Source organism: Methylobacterium amylolyticum (assembly GCF_030700245.1).
Classification (GTDB): domain Bacteria; phylum Pseudomonadota; class Alphaproteobacteria; order Rhizobiales; family Beijerinckiaceae; genus Methylobacterium.
Window position 1 is genome coordinate 1 of record NZ_JAUYZI010000016.1, and the last position, 19628, is coordinate 19628.

22 protein-coding genes are annotated in these 19628 nt (G+C 72.7%); 14 read left to right on the forward strand and 8 right to left on the reverse strand.

Annotated features, from left to right (window positions below):
* A partial coding sequence (locus tag Q8W71_RS13060) for a transposase (RefSeq protein WP_459251762.1) occupies window positions 1–390 on the reverse strand: 390 nt, incomplete at its 3' end.
* A 68-nt stretch (window positions 391–458) separates the two neighbouring features.
* Here Q8W71_RS13060 and Q8W71_RS13065 point away from each other — a divergent pair.
* A complete protein-coding gene (locus Q8W71_RS13065; protein ID WP_305525812.1) occupies window positions 459–977 on the forward strand; it encodes a dienelactone hydrolase family protein in 519 nt (172 codons plus the stop codon).
* Between the two features lie 48 nt (window positions 978–1025).
* Here the strand turns inward: Q8W71_RS13065 and Q8W71_RS13070 are convergent, their stop codons facing one another.
* Entirely contained in the window at window positions 1026–1211 is a 186-nt protein-coding gene (locus Q8W71_RS13070) for a hypothetical protein (protein ID WP_305525813.1), read from the reverse strand.
* A gap of 117 nt (window positions 1212–1328) precedes the next feature.
* The gene (locus tag Q8W71_RS13075) at window positions 1329–1586 is read right to left on the reverse strand and encodes a hypothetical protein (RefSeq protein WP_305525814.1); all 258 of its coding nucleotides are present in this window, start codon (window positions 1584–1586) and stop codon (window positions 1329–1331) included.
* 465 nt (window positions 1587–2051) lie between these two features.
* Between Q8W71_RS13075 and Q8W71_RS13080 the strand changes: the two genes are divergently transcribed.
* From Q8W71_RS13080 to Q8W71_RS13095, 4 genes are all read left to right on the forward strand, one after another.
* Entirely contained in the window at window positions 2052–2306 is a 255-nt protein-coding gene (locus Q8W71_RS13080; protein ID WP_305525815.1) for a putative hemolysin, read from the forward strand.
* Window positions 2307–2383: 77 nt separating this feature from the next.
* Window positions 2384–2662 carry a hypothetical protein gene (locus tag Q8W71_RS13085; protein ID WP_305525816.1) on the forward strand — a complete coding sequence of 93 codons (279 nt, stop codon included), beginning with the start codon at window positions 2384–2386 and terminating at the stop codon, window positions 2660–2662.
* A gap of 72 nt (window positions 2663–2734) precedes the next feature.
* Window positions 2735–3190: a hypothetical protein gene (locus tag Q8W71_RS13090; protein ID WP_305525817.1), complete on the forward strand. Its 456-nt coding sequence runs from the start codon at window positions 2735–2737 to the stop codon at window positions 3188–3190.
* Between the two features lie 77 nt (window positions 3191–3267).
* On the forward strand, window positions 3268–3495 hold the full coding sequence (locus tag Q8W71_RS13095) for a hypothetical protein (RefSeq protein ID WP_305525818.1): 228 nt from the start codon (window positions 3268–3270) through the stop codon (window positions 3493–3495).
* A 60-nt stretch (window positions 3496–3555) separates the two neighbouring features.
* On the opposite strand, the gene Q8W71_RS13100 is transcribed toward Q8W71_RS13095, so the two are convergent.
* Window positions 3556–4746 (reverse strand): serine hydrolase domain-containing protein, encoded by a 1191-nt coding sequence (locus Q8W71_RS13100; RefSeq protein ID WP_305525819.1) that lies wholly within the window; start codon window positions 4744–4746, stop codon window positions 3556–3558.
* A gap of 463 nt (window positions 4747–5209) precedes the next feature.
* Between Q8W71_RS13100 and Q8W71_RS13105 the strand changes: the two genes are divergently transcribed.
* Window positions 5210–5593, forward strand: a complete 384-nt coding sequence (locus Q8W71_RS13105; RefSeq protein WP_305525820.1) for a hypothetical protein — start codon at window positions 5210–5212, stop codon at window positions 5591–5593.
* A gap of 36 nt (window positions 5594–5629) precedes the next feature.
* Here Q8W71_RS13105 and Q8W71_RS13110 read toward each other — a convergent pair whose 3' ends face one another.
* The 4 genes from Q8W71_RS13110 to Q8W71_RS13125 form a co-directional block, all read right to left on the reverse strand.
* Entirely contained in the window at window positions 5630–5779 is a 150-nt protein-coding gene (locus Q8W71_RS13110; RefSeq protein ID WP_305525821.1) for a hypothetical protein, read from the reverse strand.
* Window positions 5773–6624, reverse strand: a complete 852-nt coding sequence (locus Q8W71_RS13115) for an NAD(P)H-dependent oxidoreductase (RefSeq protein ID WP_305525822.1) — start codon at window positions 6622–6624, stop codon at window positions 5773–5775. The genes Q8W71_RS13110 and Q8W71_RS13115 overlap by 7 nt, the downstream gene beginning before the upstream one ends.
* Before the next feature lie 226 nt (window positions 6625–6850).
* Complete coding sequence (locus Q8W71_RS13120; protein WP_305525823.1) at window positions 6851–7585, reverse strand: hypothetical protein; 735 nt, start codon at window positions 7583–7585, stop codon at window positions 6851–6853.
* A 304-nt stretch (window positions 7586–7889) separates the two neighbouring features.
* Window positions 7890–8591: an IclR family transcriptional regulator gene (locus Q8W71_RS13125; protein ID WP_305525824.1), complete on the reverse strand. Its 702-nt coding sequence runs from the start codon at window positions 8589–8591 to the stop codon at window positions 7890–7892.
* 369 nt (window positions 8592–8960) lie between these two features.
* Between Q8W71_RS13125 and Q8W71_RS13130 the strand changes: the two genes are divergently transcribed.
* From Q8W71_RS13130 to Q8W71_RS13165, 8 genes are all read left to right on the forward strand, one after another.
* Window positions 8961–10295, forward strand: coding sequence for an MFS transporter (locus tag Q8W71_RS13130; RefSeq protein WP_305525825.1), 1335 nt, complete (start codon window positions 8961–8963; stop codon window positions 10293–10295).
* A gap of 5 nt (window positions 10296–10300) precedes the next feature.
* Window positions 10301–13528, forward strand: a complete 3228-nt coding sequence (locus Q8W71_RS13135) for an FAD-binding and (Fe-S)-binding domain-containing protein (RefSeq protein ID WP_305525826.1) — start codon at window positions 10301–10303, stop codon at window positions 13526–13528.
* 25 nt (window positions 13529–13553) lie between these two features.
* The gene (locus Q8W71_RS13140) at window positions 13554–14468 is read left to right on the forward strand and encodes a DUF1932 domain-containing protein (protein WP_305525827.1); all 915 of its coding nucleotides are present in this window, start codon (window positions 13554–13556) and stop codon (window positions 14466–14468) included.
* 41 nt (window positions 14469–14509) lie between these two features.
* Complete coding sequence (locus tag Q8W71_RS13145; RefSeq protein ID WP_305525828.1) at window positions 14510–15184, forward strand: RraA family protein; 675 nt, start codon at window positions 14510–14512, stop codon at window positions 15182–15184.
* A 77-nt stretch (window positions 15185–15261) separates the two neighbouring features.
* On the forward strand, window positions 15262–16602 hold the full coding sequence (locus tag Q8W71_RS13150; protein ID WP_370875404.1) for an MFS transporter: 1341 nt from the start codon (window positions 15262–15264) through the stop codon (window positions 16600–16602).
* A 62-nt stretch (window positions 16603–16664) separates the two neighbouring features.
* The gene (locus tag Q8W71_RS13155; protein ID WP_305525829.1) at window positions 16665–17585 is read left to right on the forward strand and encodes an SMP-30/gluconolactonase/LRE family protein; all 921 of its coding nucleotides are present in this window, start codon (window positions 16665–16667) and stop codon (window positions 17583–17585) included.
* Window positions 17586–17596: 11 nt separating this feature from the next.
* Window positions 17597–18538, forward strand: a complete 942-nt coding sequence (locus Q8W71_RS13160; RefSeq protein ID WP_305525830.1) for an amidohydrolase family protein — start codon at window positions 17597–17599, stop codon at window positions 18536–18538.
* 46 nt (window positions 18539–18584) lie between these two features.
* The gene (locus Q8W71_RS13165; protein WP_305525831.1) at window positions 18585–19574 is read left to right on the forward strand and encodes an amidohydrolase family protein; all 990 of its coding nucleotides are present in this window, start codon (window positions 18585–18587) and stop codon (window positions 19572–19574) included.
* Window positions 19575–19628 lie beyond the last annotated feature (54 nt).

The following is a 19628-nucleotide window of genomic DNA, read 5'->3' on the forward strand; positions in this document are numbered from 1 at the left end:
GCCGCGCAGGGCCTTCAGGCGCTTCTGGCTGGCCGGCAGGTGGTTGCCGTCGAGGATCCGGATCGCGTAGCCCGGCAGCCGCACCGGGCTCGGACCCAGCGCCGGCAGCACCGGGCCGAGCCGCTCGGCGCTCGCGCGCACCAGCGCCCCCAGCAGGTCCGGATCGGTGCGCTTGAGCTTGTCGTACAGCGCCGTCAGCGACACCGGCAGAGGCTCCGCCTGCCGGGCTGCCGCGTGCAGCGAAGGCTGCAACCCCACCGCCACACGCATCATCAGCTCGACCACCGTCGAGAACAGCAAGGTGCGCTCGTACTGGCGGCCGCGATGCTGCGCGAACACCGCGTCGAGCCAGGGCGCCGGAAACGCCTGTTCCAGCAGCGTGCGCGCCATCACGCTGGCCGGCGCCTGCTGCTCGAACCGCTCCAGAACAGCGCCCCAGAGTGGCCCCAATCCGTCCGATGTGCCCGTCATCGCAAGGACTTGGGGCCAGCGCAAACACCTTGAAAGGGCTGGCCTATCTCCAGGCGAGGCCCGACGTGAATCCGCACGCCGTGTCGCTCCTCGGCTGGTCGAACGGCGGCTCCACCGTGCTCTACGCCGCAGCGGCGGGCGCCCGCGACCCGGCCGCCGGGCCGCCCTTCGCCCGGGCCGTCGCGTTCTATCCCGGGTGCCGCCGCGCGGCCGAGAGCGGATGGCGGGACGGCGTGCCGCTGCACATCCTCGTCGGGGGCGCCGACGACTGGACCGGTGCCGAGGCCTGCCGAGCGCTGGCCGCCGCGGCGCAGGCCCGCGGCGAGCCGGTCGGGATCACCGTCTATCCCGGCGCCTGCCACGACTTCGACCACCCGAACCTGCCGGTCCGCGCGCGGCGCGGCCTCGCCTACACGGCGACCGGCACGGGGGTGGCCCATGTCGGCACCGATCCGGCGGCCCGCGCGGATGCGCTGCGCCGCGTCCCGGCCCTTCTCGCGCGGTGACGGGGTCGGAACCGAGGCGGCGCCCCGGCGCGCGCTGGCGGGCGCGTCCTAGCGGGTGCGGCGCTTCGGTCCCGGGCGCGGCTTGCGCTTCGGCTTCGCCCCCGTCGCGGCCCGCGTCATCTCGGCCAGCGCCGCGCGCTGCTGACGGCGGACGGCATTGGTGGCGTGGCCCATCCACCAGCCGGCGGCGCGGTTGGCGGTGGACATCCAGAGGCTCAGGGCCGGGTTCTTCATCGCGCGCTCCTCGGCAGGCAACGGGGCCGGCGCCGATCGGTTCGGCGCGGTGCCGAGATTGGCCGGGGTCCGTCGCCGCGTGAGCGCTCCGGCGCGCGGCGACGGGCGTGCGACCGGTCAGTCCGCGTAGGCGATGCCGGCCTGGACCTGCTCGATGGCGGCGTTGACGAGGCTGATCGCCCGCTCGCGATGCCCGCCCTTGTTCGGCGTGGCGACTTCGAGCTGCTGCCGCGCGGTGCTGAGCGCGGAGAGCGCGGCGTCCATGTGCGGCTGGAACGGTTGGGCCCCGGCCAAGCCGGCGTAGAGCGCCGAGGTGACTCCGGCGGCGGTCGCGATCCCGAAACAGAAACCCTTCACGGTCTTGCGGTCGAACATCGATCCCTCCCAGCTCGACACCCGCCCGGTCGGGCGGCGTGCAGCGACCCCTCAGTGCACCGTACGGTTCTGAGGCGCGAAAGCGTAGCCGCAATGGGTCGTCGCGAGCAACAGGTCGAGCGCGGCGTTCCGATGAACTGTAAACGGGGCGCGGCCGCCGATCTGCCGTCGTGCGACGGCCCGTGTCTTCCGCATCGACGCCCCATGAGCCCCGCACGAACCCGAACAGCGCGCGGGCCACGACCTCCGGGCGGCGCCGAGATGTGGCTGCGCTGCCTCTGCGGTCCGCGAATTCCATCCCTCCACAGTTTTGGGGCCCGGGACGTCGGCTCAGCGACGGATCGCGGTCTGGACAGGTCGGGCACGGCGATGCAGTGATCGCGGCGCGACCCGATCCGACGCCGTCTCGACCGGATGCAGGGCGGGATGCTCGACCGGGCGTCTCCTGGCGAAGGGCTGACTGGGATGAGGGTTCGATCCCTGTTGGCGGCCTTCGGTCTCTGCCTGAACGTCGGCGTGTGCGGGGCCGGCCAGCCCGGCGCCCCGGGTGGTCCGAGCGGGCTCGCGAACCCGGCCGCCGTGAACTGCGTCGCGCGCGGCGGCGCGACCGAGATCCGGAACGGCAAGGGCGGCCAGATCGGCTACTGCCGCTTCGCCGACGGCCGCGTCTGCGAGGAGTGGGCGCTGCTGCGGGGCGACCGCTGCGCGCCGCCAAAATGATGTGCCCGGCCGGATCGGCACGCCGCGGGCGAAGATCCGAAGTTTCGAGAAACGCGGACGCGATAGGCAGATCGACCATGAAGCCCCTGATCTTCACCACCCTCACCCTTCTCGGCGCCCCGGCGCTCGCCTCGGCGCAGGACATCCCGGTCCAGCAGGATCTCAAGCGGATGGAGAGGGTCGAGCGGCGCCTCGACCGCGACGGCCTCAGGCGGCCCGTCGACCCGAACGTGACGCCGGACAACCCCGACGGGGTGGTCGGCTTCGATGGACCGCCCTTCAACTACGGCGATCCCGGCGTGATGGGCGACGCGCCCCTGCCGCCCGGCTCGCCGGCCGACATCGACGACGAGTGAGCCGGATCCCGGGCCGGTGACCGGCGCACGGTGACCGGCTCGCGACCGCCGCTCCTCCACGGAGATCCCGCCATGCTGCGATCCAGTCTCGCCGTGCTCGTCGCAGCCTTCGCGTGCTGCCCGGCCCGGGCCGACAGCCTGCCCCCGCCGGTGGCGGCGGCCGTTCGCGACGTGAAGGCATCCTGCGGCGGCGCGCCCGCCACGATCGGCAAGGGCTTCCTGCGCAGGCAGGACGTGACCGGCGACGGGCTTCCGGACTACGTCATCTCGTATGCCGGCGTCTCGTGCCCGACCGGCGGCCACATGAAATGCGGGTCGGGCGGCTGCCTGACGCAGGTCTTCGCCTCCACGCCGGGCGGCTACGTCGAGGCCCTGAACCAGAACGTCCAGAAGATCGCGTTCAGGACGCGGAACGGCAAGCCGGCCGTCGTGCTCGACCTGAACGGCAGCGAGTGCGGCCGGTTCGGCTACCAGGTGTGCAAGTCGGTCCGGTACTGGAACGGCACGGGGTTCGTCGCCCAGAACTGATCCGGGCCCCGACGAGGACCGCCCGACCGCGCCCGGCCGCCCCTGGACCGGCCGGCGTCCCGTCCTACTCTGGCGCCATGCCCGCCAAGAAGCCCTCCAAACAGCCCGCGAAGAAGCCCGCCAAGGTCGGCCTGCCGACGCAGCTCGCCGCGATCCAGGCCCGCTACCGGCGCGCCATGCTCGACGTGCACCGGCGCCCGGAACACGAGCACGCCGCGCTGATCCGCGCCGCCATCCGGACGATGCTCGCCGAGAAGGCCGCGCTGGGGATCCGGGACGGGGAGGAGGCGGCGTCCCCCGAGTAGCCCGCCCCCGAGTAGCCCGCCCGGGCGCTCGCCGGGTCGGCGCGGGCGCCGGACAGGGCTTCAGACCGTGAAGAGCTGGTAGCCGAGCTGGTCGATCGCGGTGAGGAGGCTGCGTCCGCCGACCGTGCGGCCGGTCCGCAGATTCGTCATCGCCGCGTAGGAGCGGCCGTTGGGCTGCCGCCAGAGGATCGAGGTCGTGCCCGGAAGCGACCCGTTGTGCCACAGATTGTAGGGCGGGTTGCCGCCGAGCTGCCAACCCTCGCCGTAGGGCTGTCCGGCGGCCAGCGATTGCGGCGTCGGCGTCGCCATCCGCTGCTCCATGGCCTCCGGCAGGCCCTGCAGGGCGGTCGCCGCGAACAGCGCCACGTCGTGCGCCGTCGCGACCCAGCCCCCGTGCGCCGCCATGCGGGTGATGTTGAAGCCGTAGGGATTCTCGCCGTTCTCGCCGTAGTACACGACCTCGTTCGGCAGCCGGACGCCGTTGCGCGCGAGCCGCATCCCGTGGATGCCGCGCGGCTTCAGGACCATCTCCTGCACGAACCGGCCGTAGGGGCCCGCCACCTCGCAGGCGGGCGCGTCGGGCTGCGGGGCGTCGCAGCGCAGGGCCGCCCGGCCGATGATGGCGCCGAGCAGGTAGAAGCCGAAGTTCGAGTACGCGTATTGCAGGCCGGGGCTGGTCCTGGGGCAGGCGCCGTCGCGCGGCATCTCCTGGTTCAGGCAGCGCGACGTGGCGACCTCGCGGATGAACGGCGCGTCGCCGAGATTGCGCAGCGCCGGGGCGAACATCGGATCGCGGCCGTCGTTCGTCGGGCAGCCGGCGGTGTGCGTGAGAAGCTGGCGGACGGTGATCGCCTCCCAGCCGTTCCGCATGCCCGGGACGTCCAGCTCCGCCAGGAGTCCGCCGGCGCCGAACACCTTCTGGTCGAGATCGGCCCGGTCGGGCCTGCCGGTCGAGGCCGCGAGCATCATCGCCGCGGAGGTGAACGGCTTGGTGCAACTCGCGATGCGGAACAGGCTCTGGCCGGTGACGGGCTCCCGCGTCGCGGTGTCGGCGACGCCGCTCTGCGCCTCGAAGATCACCTTTCCGCCGGCCGCGAGGGCCACCGTCAAGCCCGGCAGCCCGTAATCCTGCCGGACCTGATCGACCAGGGCCCGGCGCCGGGCATCCTCCGATTGCGCGCGCACGCGCAGGGGCACGAGGACCGCAGCGGTCGCGGCGCCTCCGACGAGGCCGCGGCGCGTGATGCTCATCCGTCCCTCCCGAATCCGCTCTCCGGCCTCACGGGTAACCCGGCACTCCTGAATTCCCCGTTCGAACCGGACCCGAGCCACGCGCGAATTCAGGTCCGTCCGGCCGTGCGGCCCGCGTTAACACGCTTCGCAGCCCGCGTGTCCCGTCACACATCGGGCCGGACAGCTTGAGCGTAGATCTCGGCCATGGCGGCGGTGGCCGCCGAACCGATGGAGATCACCATGCCCCTCGCGTCCCGCATCGTCCTGCTCGGCGGCGTCGTCGGCCCCGCGGCCGCGCTGCTCGTCGGCGCCTATGTCCAGCTCGTCAGCCTCGCCCTGCCGATGCACTTCGTCTGAGGGACGGACGCCTTTGACCCGTCTCAGCGCCGCGGCCGGCCTGCGCGCCGGAACAGGGCGGCTCCGGGCGGCTTGCTGGAATCGACGCCGCAGCGTGACGGCGGCGAACGTCAGGACGGAACCCGTGCACCGCCGAGCCTCCACCGCCCCGTCCCGTGCCGCGTTCCTGGCCAGCGCGGCCCTCGTCGCGAGCCTGCACGCCGTGCCGGCCCGCGCCCAGGCCGACGCGGATCAGGCCCTGGCCCTGCTCCGGACCGCCAGCGCCCAGGCGGCCATCATCACGTTCTGCCCGAAGCACTACGCCATCGACGGCACCACGGCCCTGCGGATCTCGCAGACGACCCGGGACGTCGCCGCCAAGGTGCTCGGCCGGGCGCGGGCGGACGCCGCGTTCAAGGACGAGCTGGCGCGTCGCTTCGACGAGGTGAAGGCGGTCGGCGAGCAGCAATGGTGCGCCGAGCAGCGCGACGAGCTCGCCGATGTCGGCGCGGGGATCTTCAAGGACTGAGGGCGATCCGTCCGGACCGCCCGCCGGGGGATCCGGTCAGGAGCCGATCGGGCGCGCGGCGGCCCGGACGGAGGCGGGCCGGAACAGGCCGCGGACCGCGCGGAACGGCAGCGTCGGCAGCTTGAGCAGGCCGTGCAGCGCCACGACGGCGAAGACGGTCAAGAGCGCCAGCAGAGTCTTCAGCAACGCGACATCCTCCGGGGCACGGCGACCGCCGCGGGGGCGGCGCCGTCCTGACCGGCAGGCAGCGCCCGGATCGTGGCGAAGTTGTGTGCCGTTTCCCGCGTCATGTGGACTCGGCGGCGGCGCTGCCTGGACGTGCCCTTGGGCCGGACGCCGACGAAGGGCTCCCGTCGATGCGGCCGGTCCGGGGGGCTGGGGCGGCAGGTCTCAGGCGTCCGTGCGATTGGGCATCTCGCCCGCCGCGACCAGGGCACGGGCGATCGCCACGGTGTGCCGCGCCTGATGCCGAGCCGCGTCGAGATCCTCGGACCGCGGGTGGCCCTTGCTCCCCCGACGATGGCCGAGGCGCCGTAGGGCGAGCCCGCCTCCAGCATCGCCTCGTCCGTGTAGCCGGTCGGCACGATGATCATGCCGAGATGCGCCATCGGCGCGTAGAGCGCCAGCGTGACCACCTCGGAGCCGCCGTGCGGGAAGGAGGCGGTGGCGAAGGCGCCGCCGACCTTGCCCGACAGGGCGCCCTTCTTCCACTGCGGCCCGAGCCGGTCGAGGACGTTCTTCAACTCCGTGGCCGGCGCGCCGAAATAGGACGGCGTGCCGAGCAGGATCGCGTCGGCCCACTCGGCGTCGTCGTGCGTGGGGGCCGGGTAGAGCGCGTTCTGGCGGTCCGCCTCCTCGCGCCAGCCCTCGACCTTGGTCATGTCCTCGGCGGACGCGACTTCCCGCGCCCGGCGCAGACGCACCGCGGCCCCGGCGCCGCGCGCCGCTTCGGCGGCGGCGACCGCCAGGGCTTCGACCGAGCCGGTGCGCGAGTAGAAGGCGATCAGCAGGCGGACTTGTGGCTCGGCCATCGTGTCGTCCGGTTCGGTCGCGGCGCGGTCACAGCGCGGCCGGCCGCGAGCGGGGAGGGTGTCCGACAACCGCTCGCCGGTGGGCCGGCTCCCGCGCCCATTGCGCGCACGCAGGCGCGTCGGCGGGATCGACCGGATGCGGGCGGGCCCGCGCCCCGGCGTCGCCTGGGCCGACCGCTCCGCGTCGAAGCGTCGACGACGGCCCGCGCCGCGCGTCCGGAGACGTTCACCAGTTGCCCTTGAGCTTCTCCCACCCGTCCTCCGAGACGAGCGTCGCGACGGCCGCCGCCATGGTCTGCCGGTCCCGGCTGCCCATGAACGTCCACGAACCGGAGAGAAGGAAGATCGTCCCCATGGCGGCGGTGCAGCCGTTGCGCCCCGACTCGATCAGGGCCTTGCAGACCTTTTCCTTGGGCCGCTCCTCGCCGACGCCTTTCGAGTAGGCCCATTTGCCGATCGAGTGGATCTTCTTCCCGATCCCGACCGCGCCGAACGTGAAGATCGAGGTCGCGACGACGGCGACGTTCCTCTCCTTCTTGTCGATGACGTACTGGATGTTCTTCGCGCATGTGCCGCAGCCGCACGTGTACCGCACGGACGAGGAGCCCTGCTTCTGCGCGTCCTCCATCAGGTCGTAGAGATCGAAGATCTTTCCGGCCTGGACGGCCACCGTCGCCGCCCCGATCCAGGGGGCCAGGGCCGCACCGATCGGCGCGATCGTCGTGCCGGCCAGGACCGACGTGCCGAGGACGTTGACGCTCGCACCCACTTGCAGGCCGCTCGAGATGCCGCCCAGGCTGGCGAGCCCCGTCACGCCCGATTGCAGGGCCGTGGGGACGCCCACCTCGGTGAGCGTCTTCATGACGCCTTTGAACTTCGGCCACGCGCCGTTGCATTGTCCTTTGACGGCGCTGATCTTGCTGGAGAGCTCGTCCAATTGTTGCGGAGATGGCAGGCCCACCGATCGCTCCTCGATGAAAGTAAAATCAGACCACGAGCCGCCCGTTCCTAGCAGGCCCTCTCGGAATTTGGAACGGAAATCACGATCGGGCTGGTGAATTTTGCGTGCGCGGCGGATTGTTTGGTAAAATTCTATTTACGGATACTGAACGCTGTTTTGCCGTATTGATTGCCGACGGTCCCGATCGACGATGCTTGATCCGAGTATCCGCCGGTCGCCGGTCCGTGTGGCCTCGCTACCGAGCGTCCGCGCCCCGACCCGAGCCGTGTGTCGGGTTGGACCGCTCCAGGGCGGCTTCAGGGCATCAGAGTTCCGCGCCCAACTCCGCGGACAGGCGCTCTGCCGCCTCCCGCAGCCGCGGCTTCAGGCCGTCCGCCCGGTCCTCGGTCAGGCGCGACAGGGGCCCCGAGAGCGCCAGGGCCCCGAGGAGCCGCTCCCCGGAGCCGAACACCGGCATCGCGAGGGAGGCCACGTGCGGGTCGGTGATCCCGGCGGTGTAGACCGGCAGCGCGATGCCGGTCCGCGCCGAGCGCTTGCGGTCGCCGAACGCCGCCAGGACCCGCGCGATCGCCGACTCGTCCATCGGGCGCATGTCGCCGGGTCGGACGTGCATCCGGAGCGGGGAGGGCGAGTCGGCCCGGAACAGGCAGAGCCGCTGATCGCCGCGGCGGATGTAGAACGAGGCCGTCTCCAGGGACTCGGCGGCGAGGCGGTCGAGGACGGGGACGATGCGCTCCTCCAGCGCGAAGGATTGCTGGTAGACCGAGCCGATGCGCGCGGCCTCGACGCCCAGGCGGTAGCGCCCGTCGTCCAGGCGCTCGATGAAGCCGAACTTCTCGAGCGAGATGCACAGCCGCATGATGGTGCTCTTCACGAGCGCCGTGCGGCGGGCGAGTTCGGACAGTTCGAGCGCGTCGTCGCCGCGCCGGAACGCGGCCAGGACCGTCAGGACCCGGTCGGCCGAGGCGACGCCTTCGAGCTTGGGCCTCGTTCGAGCCTCCTTCATCGGTCCGTGCCCTCCCCAGACTCGGCGGTATCGGCCGACCCATAACCGTCGCCGGTCGTCCGACCAAGAACCCGCGCCCTCGCGCGGCAGGCGAGGGGGCCGGGCCGGCGCAGCGCGGCGCTCTTCGCCCACCGCGCGGCACCCGTCGCGGCGGGGCTGGCGGGCGACGCCGCCCGGCGAGCCCGGTGCGACGGATCTCGCGCCGAACTGCACAGCTTTGCTGGATCCCGCGACCGGCGGCGACTTCATTCGCGCCGATCGAGGGCCCGGTGGCCAAGTCACGGCCGGCCTCGCGGCGCTTGACTTCCGGCAGAATCAGCGTCATTCAAAAACGAAACGACGTTTCAAAAATTGCTCGGAGGCAACGTCATGATGCAGGCACGCTCGCTCGAGGCGGCACCCGCCCGAACGCCGGCGGTCGACGAGACCGCGCTCTTTCGCAAGATGATGCGGCGGATCCTGCCGTTCCTATTCGTCTGCTACGTCGTCAGCTACCTGGATCGCGTGAATGTCGGCTTCGCCGCGCTCACGATGAACAAGGATATCGGCCTCACCGCCACGTCGTTCGGGATCGGCGCCGGACTGTTCTTCTTCGGCTACTTCATCGCCGAGATCCCGAGCAACCTGATCATGATGCGGGTCGGGGCCCGGATCTGGATCGCCCGGATCATGATCAGTTGGGGGCTGGTCTCGGCGGCGACCGCCTTCGTGACCGGCCCGGTGCAGTTCGGGATCGCCCGCTTCCTGCTCGGCCTCGGCGAGGCGGGGTTCGTCCCCGGCGTGTTCCTCTACCTGAGCCTGTGGTTCCCGGCCGCCGTCCGGGCCCGGGCGACCGCCATGTTCCTGCTGGGCATCCCCGTCGCGAACATCGTCGGCTCGCCGCTCTCGGGGGCGCTCGTCCAACTGGAGGGCTTCGGCCTGAAGGGCTGGCAGTGGCTCCTGATCCTGGAGGCGGCGCCCGCCGTCCTGCTCGGCATCGCCTGCCTGTTCGTGCTGACCGACAAGCCCGAGAAGGCGCGCTGGCTAACCGCGCCGGAGCGCGATTTCCTGGTCGACCGGCTGGCCGCCGAGAAGAGTGCCATCGAGAAGAAGCACAACCTCACGCTGGGCCAGGCCCTGCGGAACTGGCGCGTGCTGACGCTGGCGATCATCAACTTCTGCGCCATTGTCGGGTCGCTCGGCATCGGCCTGTGGCTGCCGCAGATCATCAAGCAGCTCGGCCTCGACACCGCCAGCGTCGGCCTCGTGACGGCGATCCCCTACGTCTGCGGCGCGGTGGCGATGGTCGCCTGGGGCCGGATGTCCGACCGGGGCCGCGACCGGACGATCTATCCCGCCATCGCCCTGTTCGTCGGCGCGGCCGCCCTGCTCGCCAGCGCCTTCACGCCCACGCCGACGCTGACGATCGCCGCCCTCTGCGTCGCGGTCGCCGGGATCAACGCCTTCGTCGCGACCTTCTGGGCCGTCCCGTCGGGTTTCCTCACCGGCCGCGCGGCGGCGGGTGGCATCGCGATGATCGTGTCGATCGGCAACCTCGGCGGCTTCGCGGGCCCCTACCTGATCGGCCTCGTCCGCGACCTGTCGGGCGGGTTCACGGCCCCGCTTCTCCTGGTGGCCGGCTTCCTCCTGGTGGGTGCGAGCCTGATGGTCGTCTTCGGCCAGCGCGTCCGGCGGGCCGATCTCCCCGCCGCGATCCCGGCCTGAGCGCCATGATCCCCCGCCTGCCCCTCGAACCCGCGGCTCCGCCGGTCTACGCGAGCTTCTGCGCCGAGCTGCGGGCGCGGGGCTTCGCGGGGGACCTGTCCCTGGGCGCGGCCGACCGGACGGTCCTGTCGACCGACAACTCGATCTACCAGATGACGCCCGGGGCGGTCGCCTTCCCGCGGGGCCTCGACGACCTCGTGCGGATCGCCACGCTGCTGGCGGAGGCGCGCTTCGCCGAGGTTCGGGTCGCCCCGCGCGGCGGCGGCACCGGCACCAACGGCCAGTCCCTGACGGACGGGCTCGCGGTCGACCTGTCGCGGCACATGAACCGCATCGTGGCGATCGATCCGGTGCGCCGCACCGCGCGGGTCGAGGCGGGCGTGGTCAAGGACCAGCTCAACGCGGCGCTCAAGCCCCACGGGCTGTTCTTCGCACCCGAATTGTCGACCTCGAACCGGGCGACGATCGGGGGCATGATCTCCACCGATGCCTGCGGCCAGGGCTCGTGCCTCTACGGCAAGACCCGCGACCACGTGCTCGAACTCACGACGGTCCTGTCCGACGGGACGGTCTGGCATTCGAGGCCCCTCGACGACGCCGCCCTCGCCGCGATCCAGGCCCGGCCCGACCGGGCGGGTGCCATCCACCGGGAGGTGGACCGGCTCCAGCGCGCGAACGCGGCGCTCATCGCCGAGCGCTTCCCGCCCCTCAACCGCTGCCTCACCGGCTACGACCTCGCCCATATCCGCCGCGCCGACGGCCTGTTCGACCTGAACGCGGTCCTGTGCGGCTCGGAGGGGACGCTCGGCTTCCTCGCCGAGGCGACCCTCAACCTCCTGCCGATCCCGCGCCACGCCGCGCTGGTGAACGTCCGCTACGACGGCTTCGACGCGGCGCTCCGCGACGCGCGTGCGCTCGCCGCCCTGGGGCCGGCCTCGATCGAGACCGTCGATTCCCGCGTGCTCGACCTCGCCCGCGGCGATGGCGTCTGGCACGAGGTCAGCGCCTACTTCCCCGACGACGCGGAAGGGCCGGCCGCGGGCGTCAACCTCGTCGAGGTGCTGGCCGAGACGCCCGCCGACCTCGAAGTCCGGCTGGCCGCCGTGACCGGCCTGCTCGACCGCAAGGGCCGCAGCGGTGGGCGGCGCGGCTACACCGTTGCCCGCGAGGCGGCGGCCGATCCAATGACGCCAGGCGGCGAGGCCGCCCGCGCGTTCGGTGCGGGCGCGCAGGGAAGCCAGCGCTTGGCTGAGGACGGCGACGAGGCAGAGGGCGACGGCGTGCGGCTGGCACCCCCGGAGGCGGTCGACGCGGTCACCCGCATCTGGGGCATGCGCAAGAAGGCGGTGGGGTTGCTCGGCAACATGCAGGGCGACGCCCGGCCGGTCGCCTTCGTCGAGGACACCGCCGTCCCGCCCGAGAACCTCGCCGACTACATCGCCGAATTCCGCGCGGCGCTCGACCGCCGCGGCCTCGTCTACGGCATGTTCGGCCACGTCGATGCCGGCGTGCTGCACGTGCGGCCCGCCCTCGACATGAAGGCCCCGGGCGCCGAGGCGACGGTCCGCGCGGTCACCGAGGAGGTGGTGGCGCTGACGCAGAAGTACGGCGGCCTGCTCTGGGGCGAGCACGGCAAGGGCGTGCGCTCCGAGTTCTCGCCCCGGTTCTTCGGCCCCCTCTACCCCGTGCTCCAGGCGATCAAGGCCGCCTTCGACCCGCGCCACCAGTTCAACCCGGGCAAGATCGCCGCCCCGGACGGGGCCGCGCTCCTCACCGTCGACGGCGTGCCGACCAAGGGCGCCGCCGACCGCGCGATCCCGGCCGATGTCCGGGCCGGCTACGACGAGGCGCTGCACTGCAACGGCAACGGCGCCTGCTTCAACTGGGACCCGGACGACGCGATGTGCCCGTCCTGGAAGGGCACGCGCGAGCGGCGGCACAGCCCCAAGGGCCGCGCCCAGTTGATGCGCGCGTGGCTGCGCCGCCTCGCCACCGAGGGCCGCGACCCGCTGGAGGAGGCGCGCCGGCTGCGCGCCCGGCCGGGCTGGCGCGGCTTCCCGCGCCGCCTCGCGGCGACCGTGCGCGGGCGGCGGGACGACTTCTCCCACGCGGTGCACGAGGCGATGGCCGGGTGCCTCGCCTGCAAGTCCTGCGTCGGGCAGTGCCCGATCAAGGTCGACGTGCCGACCTTCCGGGCGAAGTTCCTCGAACTCTACCACGGGCGCTACCTGCGGCCCCCGCGCCACCACGCCGTCGCCGCGCTGGAGGCGCTGGCGCCGCGGCTCGCCCGGGTGCCGCGGCTGGTCAACGGCGCGACCGGCCTGGGCGTGGCGCGCGCGATCGGGCTCGTCCACGCGCCCAGGCTGTCGGGTCTCGATCTCGACCGCGAGGTCGCCCGCCGCGGCGTCGCCCGCGCCACCCCGGACGCCCTGGCGCGGCTGACCGATCCCGAGCGCCTGACGAGCGTCGTCGTCGTCCAGGACGCGTTCACGAGCCACTACGACACGCCCGTCCTGCTCGCGCTGCTCGACCTCCTGATCGCGCTCGGCGTCCGGCCGTGGCTCGCCCCCTACCGCCCCAACGGCAAGCCGCTGCACGTCCACGGCTTCCTCGGCCGGTTCGAGCGCCTCGCGGCGGCCAACGCGGCCGATCTCGGCCGCCTCGCGGCGACCGGCGTCGCCCTGGTCGGCCTCGACCCGTCGATGACGCTGACCTACCGCGCGGAGTATCGGCAGGCCCTGCCGGGGCACGACGTGCCGCGCGTCCAGCTCGTCCAGGAATGGCTCGCGGACCGCCTCGACCGCGCCCCGCGCGCGGCGGGCCGGGAAGCCTTCTGGCTTCTGCCGCACTGCACGGAGCGCACCACCGCACCGGCCGCGACGGCGGCCTGGACCGCGGTCTTCGCGGCCTTCGGGCTCGACCTCGCGGTGCTGCCCTCCGGCTGCTGCGGGATGGCCGGCACCTACGGCCACGAGGCCGAGCACCGGGCGACGTCCGAGCGCATCTACGGGCTCAGTTGGGCGGGGCACGTGGCCGACAAGGGCCGCACCGGGCGCCTCCTCGCCGACGGCTACTCGTGCCGCAGCCAGGCCAAGATCGTCGACGGCGTCCGGCTGCCCCACCCCGTCGAGATCCTGCGCGACCGCTTGGCCGACCGCTCGGCCGACCGCTCGGCGTCCGACGGGATCGACCCCCTCACCGAACCACGCCGCCCGCGCGAAGCGCGGCACTGACCCGGATCACACGGAGGAGCACATCATGGCGAACCGCGAACAGTTCAGGCTCGGCCTCGTCGGCTACGGCGAGATCGGCAGCACCCTCGGGGCGGGCCTGCGCGGGGCGGGCCTCGAAGCGATCGCCTGCTACGACAGGTACGCCTTCGACGGGCCCTACGCCGACCTGATCCAGGGCCGGGCGCGGGAGGCCGGCGTCACCCTCGTGCGCTCGAACGCGGAGCTCGCCGCGGCCGCCGACCTGATCGTCAGCGTCACGCCCGGCGCGTCCTCCCTGGAGAGCGCGGCGGCCTTCGCCCCGGTCCTGACCGAGCGGCACACCTTCCTCGACTTCGCCTCCGCCACCCCGAAGATCAAGACGACGGTCGCCGAGACCCTGGCGGCGAGCGGCGCGCTGCTCGGCGACGGCTCGATCGAGGGCACGCCGCTGCACGGCTACGCGATGCGCATGCTGTCGAGCGGCCCGGCCGGCGAGCGCGTGCGCGATCTCCTGGTCCCGTGGGGGATGCAGATCGAATTCACGGGCCCGGTGCTCGGCACCGCCTCGGGCATCAAGATCATCCGCTCGGTCCTGATCAAGGGCATCGAGGCGCTCACCGACGAGATGCTGCTCGCCGCCCGCCAGTACGGGATCGACGAGGTGGTCCTCGCCTCCGCCGCGAAGACCCTGGCGCGGCCGTGGATGGACACGGTCCAGAGCCTGACCCCGTCGGGCGTGATCCACGCCAAGCGCCGCGCCGAGGAGCTGGAGATGTCGGCGGACGCCGTGGCCGATGCCGGGGTCGAGCCGATCATGGCCCGCGCCGTGGCCCAGCGGCTGCGCTGGAAGGAGAGCCTCGGCCTCAAGGACCACTTCAAGGGCGTCGTACCGCGCACCTACCAGGAGGCCGTCGAGGCCATGGCGCTCAAGGCCGGCCTCAAGCCCGCCGACCCGGCCTGACCGGCCGCCGACATCCGCGACGCATCGAGAAGGAGGACACCATGCCGATCGGGTTCAGGATCCACCCGCGCGCCCGCGCGGTCGACGCCGCGACGGTCGAGAGGTTCAAGGGCATCGCGGTCGCCAACATCAGCGACTCGATGAACCGGATGGCCCACGGCGGCCCGCGCCTGCGGCCGCTCCACGCCGGGGGCGGGATGTGCGGCGCCGCGCTCACCGTGCGGCAGCGCCCGGGCGACAACCTGCTCGTGCACGCCGCCCTCAACCGCGCCAAGGCGGGCGACGTCCTCGTCGTCGACGCGGGCGGCGACCTGACCAACGCGATCATGGGCGAGCTGATGCTCTCCCACGCCCAGAAGATCGGCGTCGCGGGCGTCGTGATCAACGGGGCGGTCCGCGACTTCGGCTGGATCCGCGCCAACCCGTTCCCGGTCTTCGCCGCCGGCGTCACGCACCGCGGCCCCTACAAGGACGGGCCGGGCGAGGTGAACGCCACCATCGCCATCGACGGCATGGTGATCGAGCCGGGCGACCTGATCGTCGGCGACGACGACGGCTTCGTCTGCGTGCCCTTCGACCAGACCGAGGCGGTCCACGCCGCCGCCGACAAGAAGCAGCGCGGCGAGGCGCAGACCATGGCGGCCATCCTGGCCGGCACCGTCGACCGGTCCTGGGTCGAGCGCGCCCTCCGGGACGCCGGCTGCGAAGGGATCTGACCCGCGCCGACGCGCATAGCGACAGGCTCAAGAGCGACAGGCTTACGGGCGACGACCGTCACGCGAGCCGCAACACGATGTCATGGGGAGGTTGTGACGTGAGTGTCTCCGAGGACGGCGCGCACGCGCTGGAGAAGACGACGATGCGCCGGGTCATCCTGCGCCTCGTGCCGTTCCTGATGCTCTGCTACTTCTTCGCCCTGCTCGACCGGGTGAATGTCGGCTTCGCCGCCTTGCAGATGAACAAGGATCTCGGGCTCACGCCCGCGATGTTCGGCTTCGCGGCGAGCCTGTTCTTCGTCTCGTACTTCCTGGTCGAGGTGCCGAGCAATCTCGCCCTGCAGCGCGTCGGGGCGCGGCGGTGGATCGCCCGGATCATGATCACCTGGGGCCTCGTCACCATCGGCATGTCCCTCGTGACCGGGCCGTACTCGCTCTACGCGATGCGCTTCGTGCTCGGCGCGGCCGAGGCCGGGTTCTTCCCGGGCGCGATCCTCTACCTGACCTACTGGCTGCCCAGCGCGTACCGCGCGCGGATCCTCGCCACCTTCACGGTCTCGATCCCGCTGGCGACCTTCCTGGGCTCGCCGCTCTCCGTGGCGCTGCTCGAACTCGACGGGGCCCTCGGGCTCAAGGGCTGGCAGTGGCTGTTCGTGCTGGAGGGCGTGCCCACCGTCCTCCTCGGGATCGCCTGCCTGTTCGTGCTGACCGACAAGCCGCGGGAGGCCCGGTGGCTCGGCGACGCGGAGCGCACCTGGCTCGTCGGGCGCCTGGACGAGGAGGCGGCGCGCAAGAAGCCGATCGGCCACATCTCGCTCTGGCAGCTCGCGCGCAACAAGTACTTCCTCACCATGGCGCTGGTCTGCTCGGGGGCGTCGGCGACCGGCAGCACCCTGTCGGTCTGGCAGCCGCAGATCATCAAGGCGTTCGGTCTGACCAACCTCCAGACCGGCTTCGTCAACGCGATCCCCTACGGCATCGCCACGGTGCTGATGGTCCTGTGGGGGCGCCGGTCGGACCGCAGCGGCGAGCGCCGCTGGCACACCGCGATCCCGCTGCTCCTGGCGGCCTGCGGCCTCACCTACCTGAGCGCCTCGGGCGGCCTGACCACCACCGTGGTGGCCGTGTCCTGCGCGCTGGTGGGCGCCTACGCCTTCAAGGGGCCGTTCTGGGCCCTGTCGGCGGGCTGGCTGTCGGCCGGCACCCTGGCCGCGGGCCTCGCCGGGATCAACGCCATCGCGAACCTGATCGGCGGCGGCCTGATGGTGAACGTCGTCGGCCTCGTGCGGGAGGCCACCGGCAGCTTCGCCCTCGGCATGCTGCCGGTCGCCGCGCTCGACGCCGCCGCCGCGGTCAGCGTGATCCTGATCAGCCGGGCGCATGCCCGCGAGACGCAGGCCGCCGCCCTCGCCGCCTGAGCCCGCGGTCGCGCCGCCGCAGCCCCATTCCCAAACCCCGCCACCCCTTCCGAGGACGGACCATGTCGTTCTTCGCCCCCCCGCCGGCCGTGACGGCCGAGGTGTTCACCCGGTTGCCCGACCGCTTCCGCAACGCCCGCCCGACCGCCTGGGCGAACGCGAACCGGGGCGGCCACGCGATCGACTCCTTCCTGGAGGGACCGGTCTTCGACCGCGCCGGCCGGCTCTACGTCACCGACATCCCGTACGGGCGGATCTTCCGGATCGATGCGCAGGGCGAGTGGGAGCTCGTCGCGGAGTACGACGGCTGGCCGAACGGGATGAAGATCCACCGCGACGGGCGGATCTTCATCACCTGCTACAAGCGCGGCCTGATGCTGCTCGACCCGGATACGGGCGCGGTGACGCCGTTCCTGGAGACGGCCGGCTCGGAGGGGTTCCGCGGCGTCAACGACCTGACCTTTGCGCAGAACGGCGACCTCTACTTCACCGACCAGGGCCAGACCGGCCTCCAGGACCCGACCGGCCGGGTCTACCGCCTGCGCCCGTCCGGCGAGCTGACCTGCCTGATCGACACGGTGCCGAGCCCGAACGGCATCGTGATCGACACGGCGATGTCGAGCCTGTTCATCGCCGTCACGCGCGCCCAGCAGATCTGGCGCATCCCGCTCAACGCCAGCGGGCTCGTGGCGAAGGTCGGCGTCTTCGCGCAGCTCCACGGCGGGCTGGGCGGTCCGGACGGCATCGCCCTCGATTCCGAGGGCTGCCTGATCGTCGCGCATACCGGCTTCGGGTCGATCTGGCGGCTGTCGCCGGTCGCCGAGCCGGTGCTGCGCGTCATGGCGCCCTCCGGCATCTCGACGACCAACGTCGCCTACGGCGGGCCGGACGGCGCCACCCTGTTCATCACCGAATCCCAGACCGGCAGCATCCTGACCGCGCGGATGCCGGCCCCGGGGCAGCCCCTCTTCTCCCACGCCTGAACGGAAGCCCCATGAGCACGAGCACCACGACGACGCGCCGCACGTATCTGGCGATGCTGGCGGGGGCGGCGCTGGCCGCCGGGGCGCGGCCGGCCTCCGCCCAGGCCGTGCGCTGGTCGTCGGGCACGGAACGCCCGACGATCGCCGTGCCGCCGAACGCCTGCGACTGCCACCACCACATCTACGACGCGCGCTTCCCCCCGGCCCCGGGCGCGACCCTGCGGCCGCCGGACGCGAGCGTCGACGAGTACCGGGCGCTCCAGCGCCGGCTCGGCCTGACCCGGAACGTCGTCGTGCAGCCCTCGACCTACGGGACCGACAACCGGCTCCTCGTGGACTCCGTGAAGGCGTTCGGCGCGTCCGCCCGCGGCGTGGCGATGCTCGACGCGACGGTGAGCGCGGAGGAGCTGAAGCGCCTCGACGCCGCCGGCATCCGCGGCGTACGGTTCGGGACGCGGCTGCCCGGCGGCGCCTCCATGGACGACATGGTCCCCGTCGCCCGCAGGATCGCGGATCTCGGCTGGCACATCCAGCTCGTGTCGGACGGCGACAAGATCGTCGAACTCGCCGAGGTCCTGAAGGGCCTGCCGGTGCCGGTCGTGTTCGACCACATGGGGCACCTCCCGGAGCCGGCCGGGCCGGACCACCCGGGTTTCCGGGTGATCGCCGACCTGATCGAGACGCGCGGCGCCTGGGTGAAGCTCACCGGCGCCTACATCCTGTCCAAGGTCGGCCCGCCGACCTACGGCGACCGGAGCCGGCTCGCCCGCGCCTACGTCGCCCTCGCCCCCGAGCGCCTCGTGTGGGGCAGCGACTGGCCGCACCCGACATCGCCCGCCGACGCGAAGCCCGACGACGCCGTCCTGCTCGACCTGCTCGCGAACTGGGCGCCGGACCCGCGGGTGCAGGCGCGCATCCTCGCGGACAACCCGGCCGAGCTCTACCGCTTCTGATCCCGCCCGGATCCGATCCCAGCGTTCGCAGAGAGGAGACGCGTCCATGAACCCATCCCGGACAGACGCCCCCGTGGGCGCGGCGCGCCCGTCCCGGCGGACGGTGCTGGGGGCCGGCGGCCTGATCGCCGCCGCGATGGCAGCCGGCACCCGCGCCGTCCGCGCCAAGGGTCCGGAGCCCGTCCCGTTCTCGTCGGGCACGGAGGCGCCGCGGACGCGGGTGCCCCCGAACGCCTGCGACAGCCACATCCACATCTTCTCGACCCGCTTCCCCGCGTCGAGCCACTGGAAGGGCGAGCCGGTGGTGGATGCCGACGTGGCGGCCTATCGCCGGTTCCAGAAGCGGATCGGCACGAGCCGGGTGGTCGTGGTGACGCCCTCGACCTACGGCACCGACAACCGCGCGACCCTCGACGGCGTCGCGCAGTTCGGCGCGTCGGCGCGGGCGGTCGTGGTCGTCGACCTCGACGTGTCCGAGGCGGCGCTGAAGGACATGGCGGCGCGCGGCGCGGTCGGCATCCGGGTCAATTTCGGCACGCCGCAATCCTGGGGGCCGACGACGGCCGAGCGCCTCGAAGCGATGGCCGAGAAGGTCCATCCGCTCGGATGGCACGTGCAGATCTACGCGACCGGCGACCGGATCGTCGAACTCGCCCCCGTCCTGTCCCGGCTGCCGACGCCGCTCGTCATCGACCACCTCGCGCGCCTGCCCCCGGGCCAGGGCGTGGACCACCCCGCCTTCGCGGTCGTGCGCCGGCTGCTGGACGGGGGCCGCACCTGGATCAAGCTGTCGGGGGCCTACCTCAACACGGCGAGCGGGCCCCCCGACTACGCCGACGCCACCGCAATCGCCCGGGCCTTCGCCGCGGCGGCACCCGAGCGCGTGGTCTGGGGCAGCGACTGGCCGCACCGCGGCGAGAAGCACATGCCCGACGACGCCCGCCTGTTCGACCTGCTCGCCGCCTGGGCGCCCAGCGAGGCCGCCCGCGACCGGATCCTGGTCGACAACCCGGCCGAGCTCTACGGCTTCGCCTGATCCGCGCGGCGCGAGGCGGTCGACCGGATTTGGTACGACGCTCCTCGGAGCGCG

Coding starts and splice junctions, on each gene's coding strand:
- Q8W71_RS13125 (WP_305525824.1), bottom strand. CDS start 8,591: ATGAAGGAGGCTCGAACGAGGCCCAAGCTCGAAGGCGTCGCCTCGGCC.
- Q8W71_RS13075 (WP_305525814.1), bottom strand. CDS start 1,586: ATGTTCGACCGCAAGACCGTGAAGGGTTTCTGTTTCGGGATCGCGACC.
- Q8W71_RS13065 (WP_305525812.1), top strand. CDS start 459: ATGTGCCCGTCATCGCAAGGACTTGGGGCCAGCGCAAACACCTTGAAA.
- Q8W71_RS13145 (WP_305525828.1), top strand. CDS start 14,510: ATGCCGATCGGGTTCAGGATCCACCCGCGCGCCCGCGCGGTCGACGCC.
- Q8W71_RS13100 (WP_305525819.1), bottom strand. CDS start 4,746: ATGAGCATCACGCGCCGCGGCCTCGTCGGAGGCGCCGCGACCGCTGCG.
- Q8W71_RS13130 (WP_305525825.1), top strand. CDS start 8,961: ATGATGCAGGCACGCTCGCTCGAGGCGGCACCCGCCCGAACGCCGGCG.
- Q8W71_RS13095 (WP_305525818.1), top strand. CDS start 3,268: ATGCCCGCCAAGAAGCCCTCCAAACAGCCCGCGAAGAAGCCCGCCAAG.
- Q8W71_RS13085 (WP_305525816.1), top strand. CDS start 2,384: ATGAAGCCCCTGATCTTCACCACCCTCACCCTTCTCGGCGCCCCGGCG.
- Q8W71_RS13165 (WP_305525831.1), top strand. CDS start 18,585: ATGAACCCATCCCGGACAGACGCCCCCGTGGGCGCGGCGCGCCCGTCC.
- Q8W71_RS13070 (WP_305525813.1), bottom strand. CDS start 1,211: ATGAAGAACCCGGCCCTGAGCCTCTGGATGTCCACCGCCAACCGCGCC.
- Q8W71_RS13080 (WP_305525815.1), top strand. CDS start 2,052: ATGAGGGTTCGATCCCTGTTGGCGGCCTTCGGTCTCTGCCTGAACGTC.
- Q8W71_RS13160 (WP_305525830.1), top strand. CDS start 17,597: ATGAGCACGAGCACCACGACGACGCGCCGCACGTATCTGGCGATGCTG.
- Q8W71_RS13115 (WP_305525822.1), bottom strand. CDS start 6,624: ATGGCCGAGCCACAAGTCCGCCTGCTGATCGCCTTCTACTCGCGCACC.
- Q8W71_RS13150 (WP_370875404.1), top strand. CDS start 15,262: ATGTCATGGGGAGGTTGTGACGTGAGTGTCTCCGAGGACGGCGCGCAC.
- Q8W71_RS13135 (WP_305525826.1), top strand. CDS start 10,301: ATGATCCCCCGCCTGCCCCTCGAACCCGCGGCTCCGCCGGTCTACGCG.
- Q8W71_RS13140 (WP_305525827.1), top strand. CDS start 13,554: ATGGCGAACCGCGAACAGTTCAGGCTCGGCCTCGTCGGCTACGGCGAG.
- Q8W71_RS13090 (WP_305525817.1), top strand. CDS start 2,735: ATGCTGCGATCCAGTCTCGCCGTGCTCGTCGCAGCCTTCGCGTGCTGC.
- Q8W71_RS13155 (WP_305525829.1), top strand. CDS start 16,665: ATGTCGTTCTTCGCCCCCCCGCCGGCCGTGACGGCCGAGGTGTTCACC.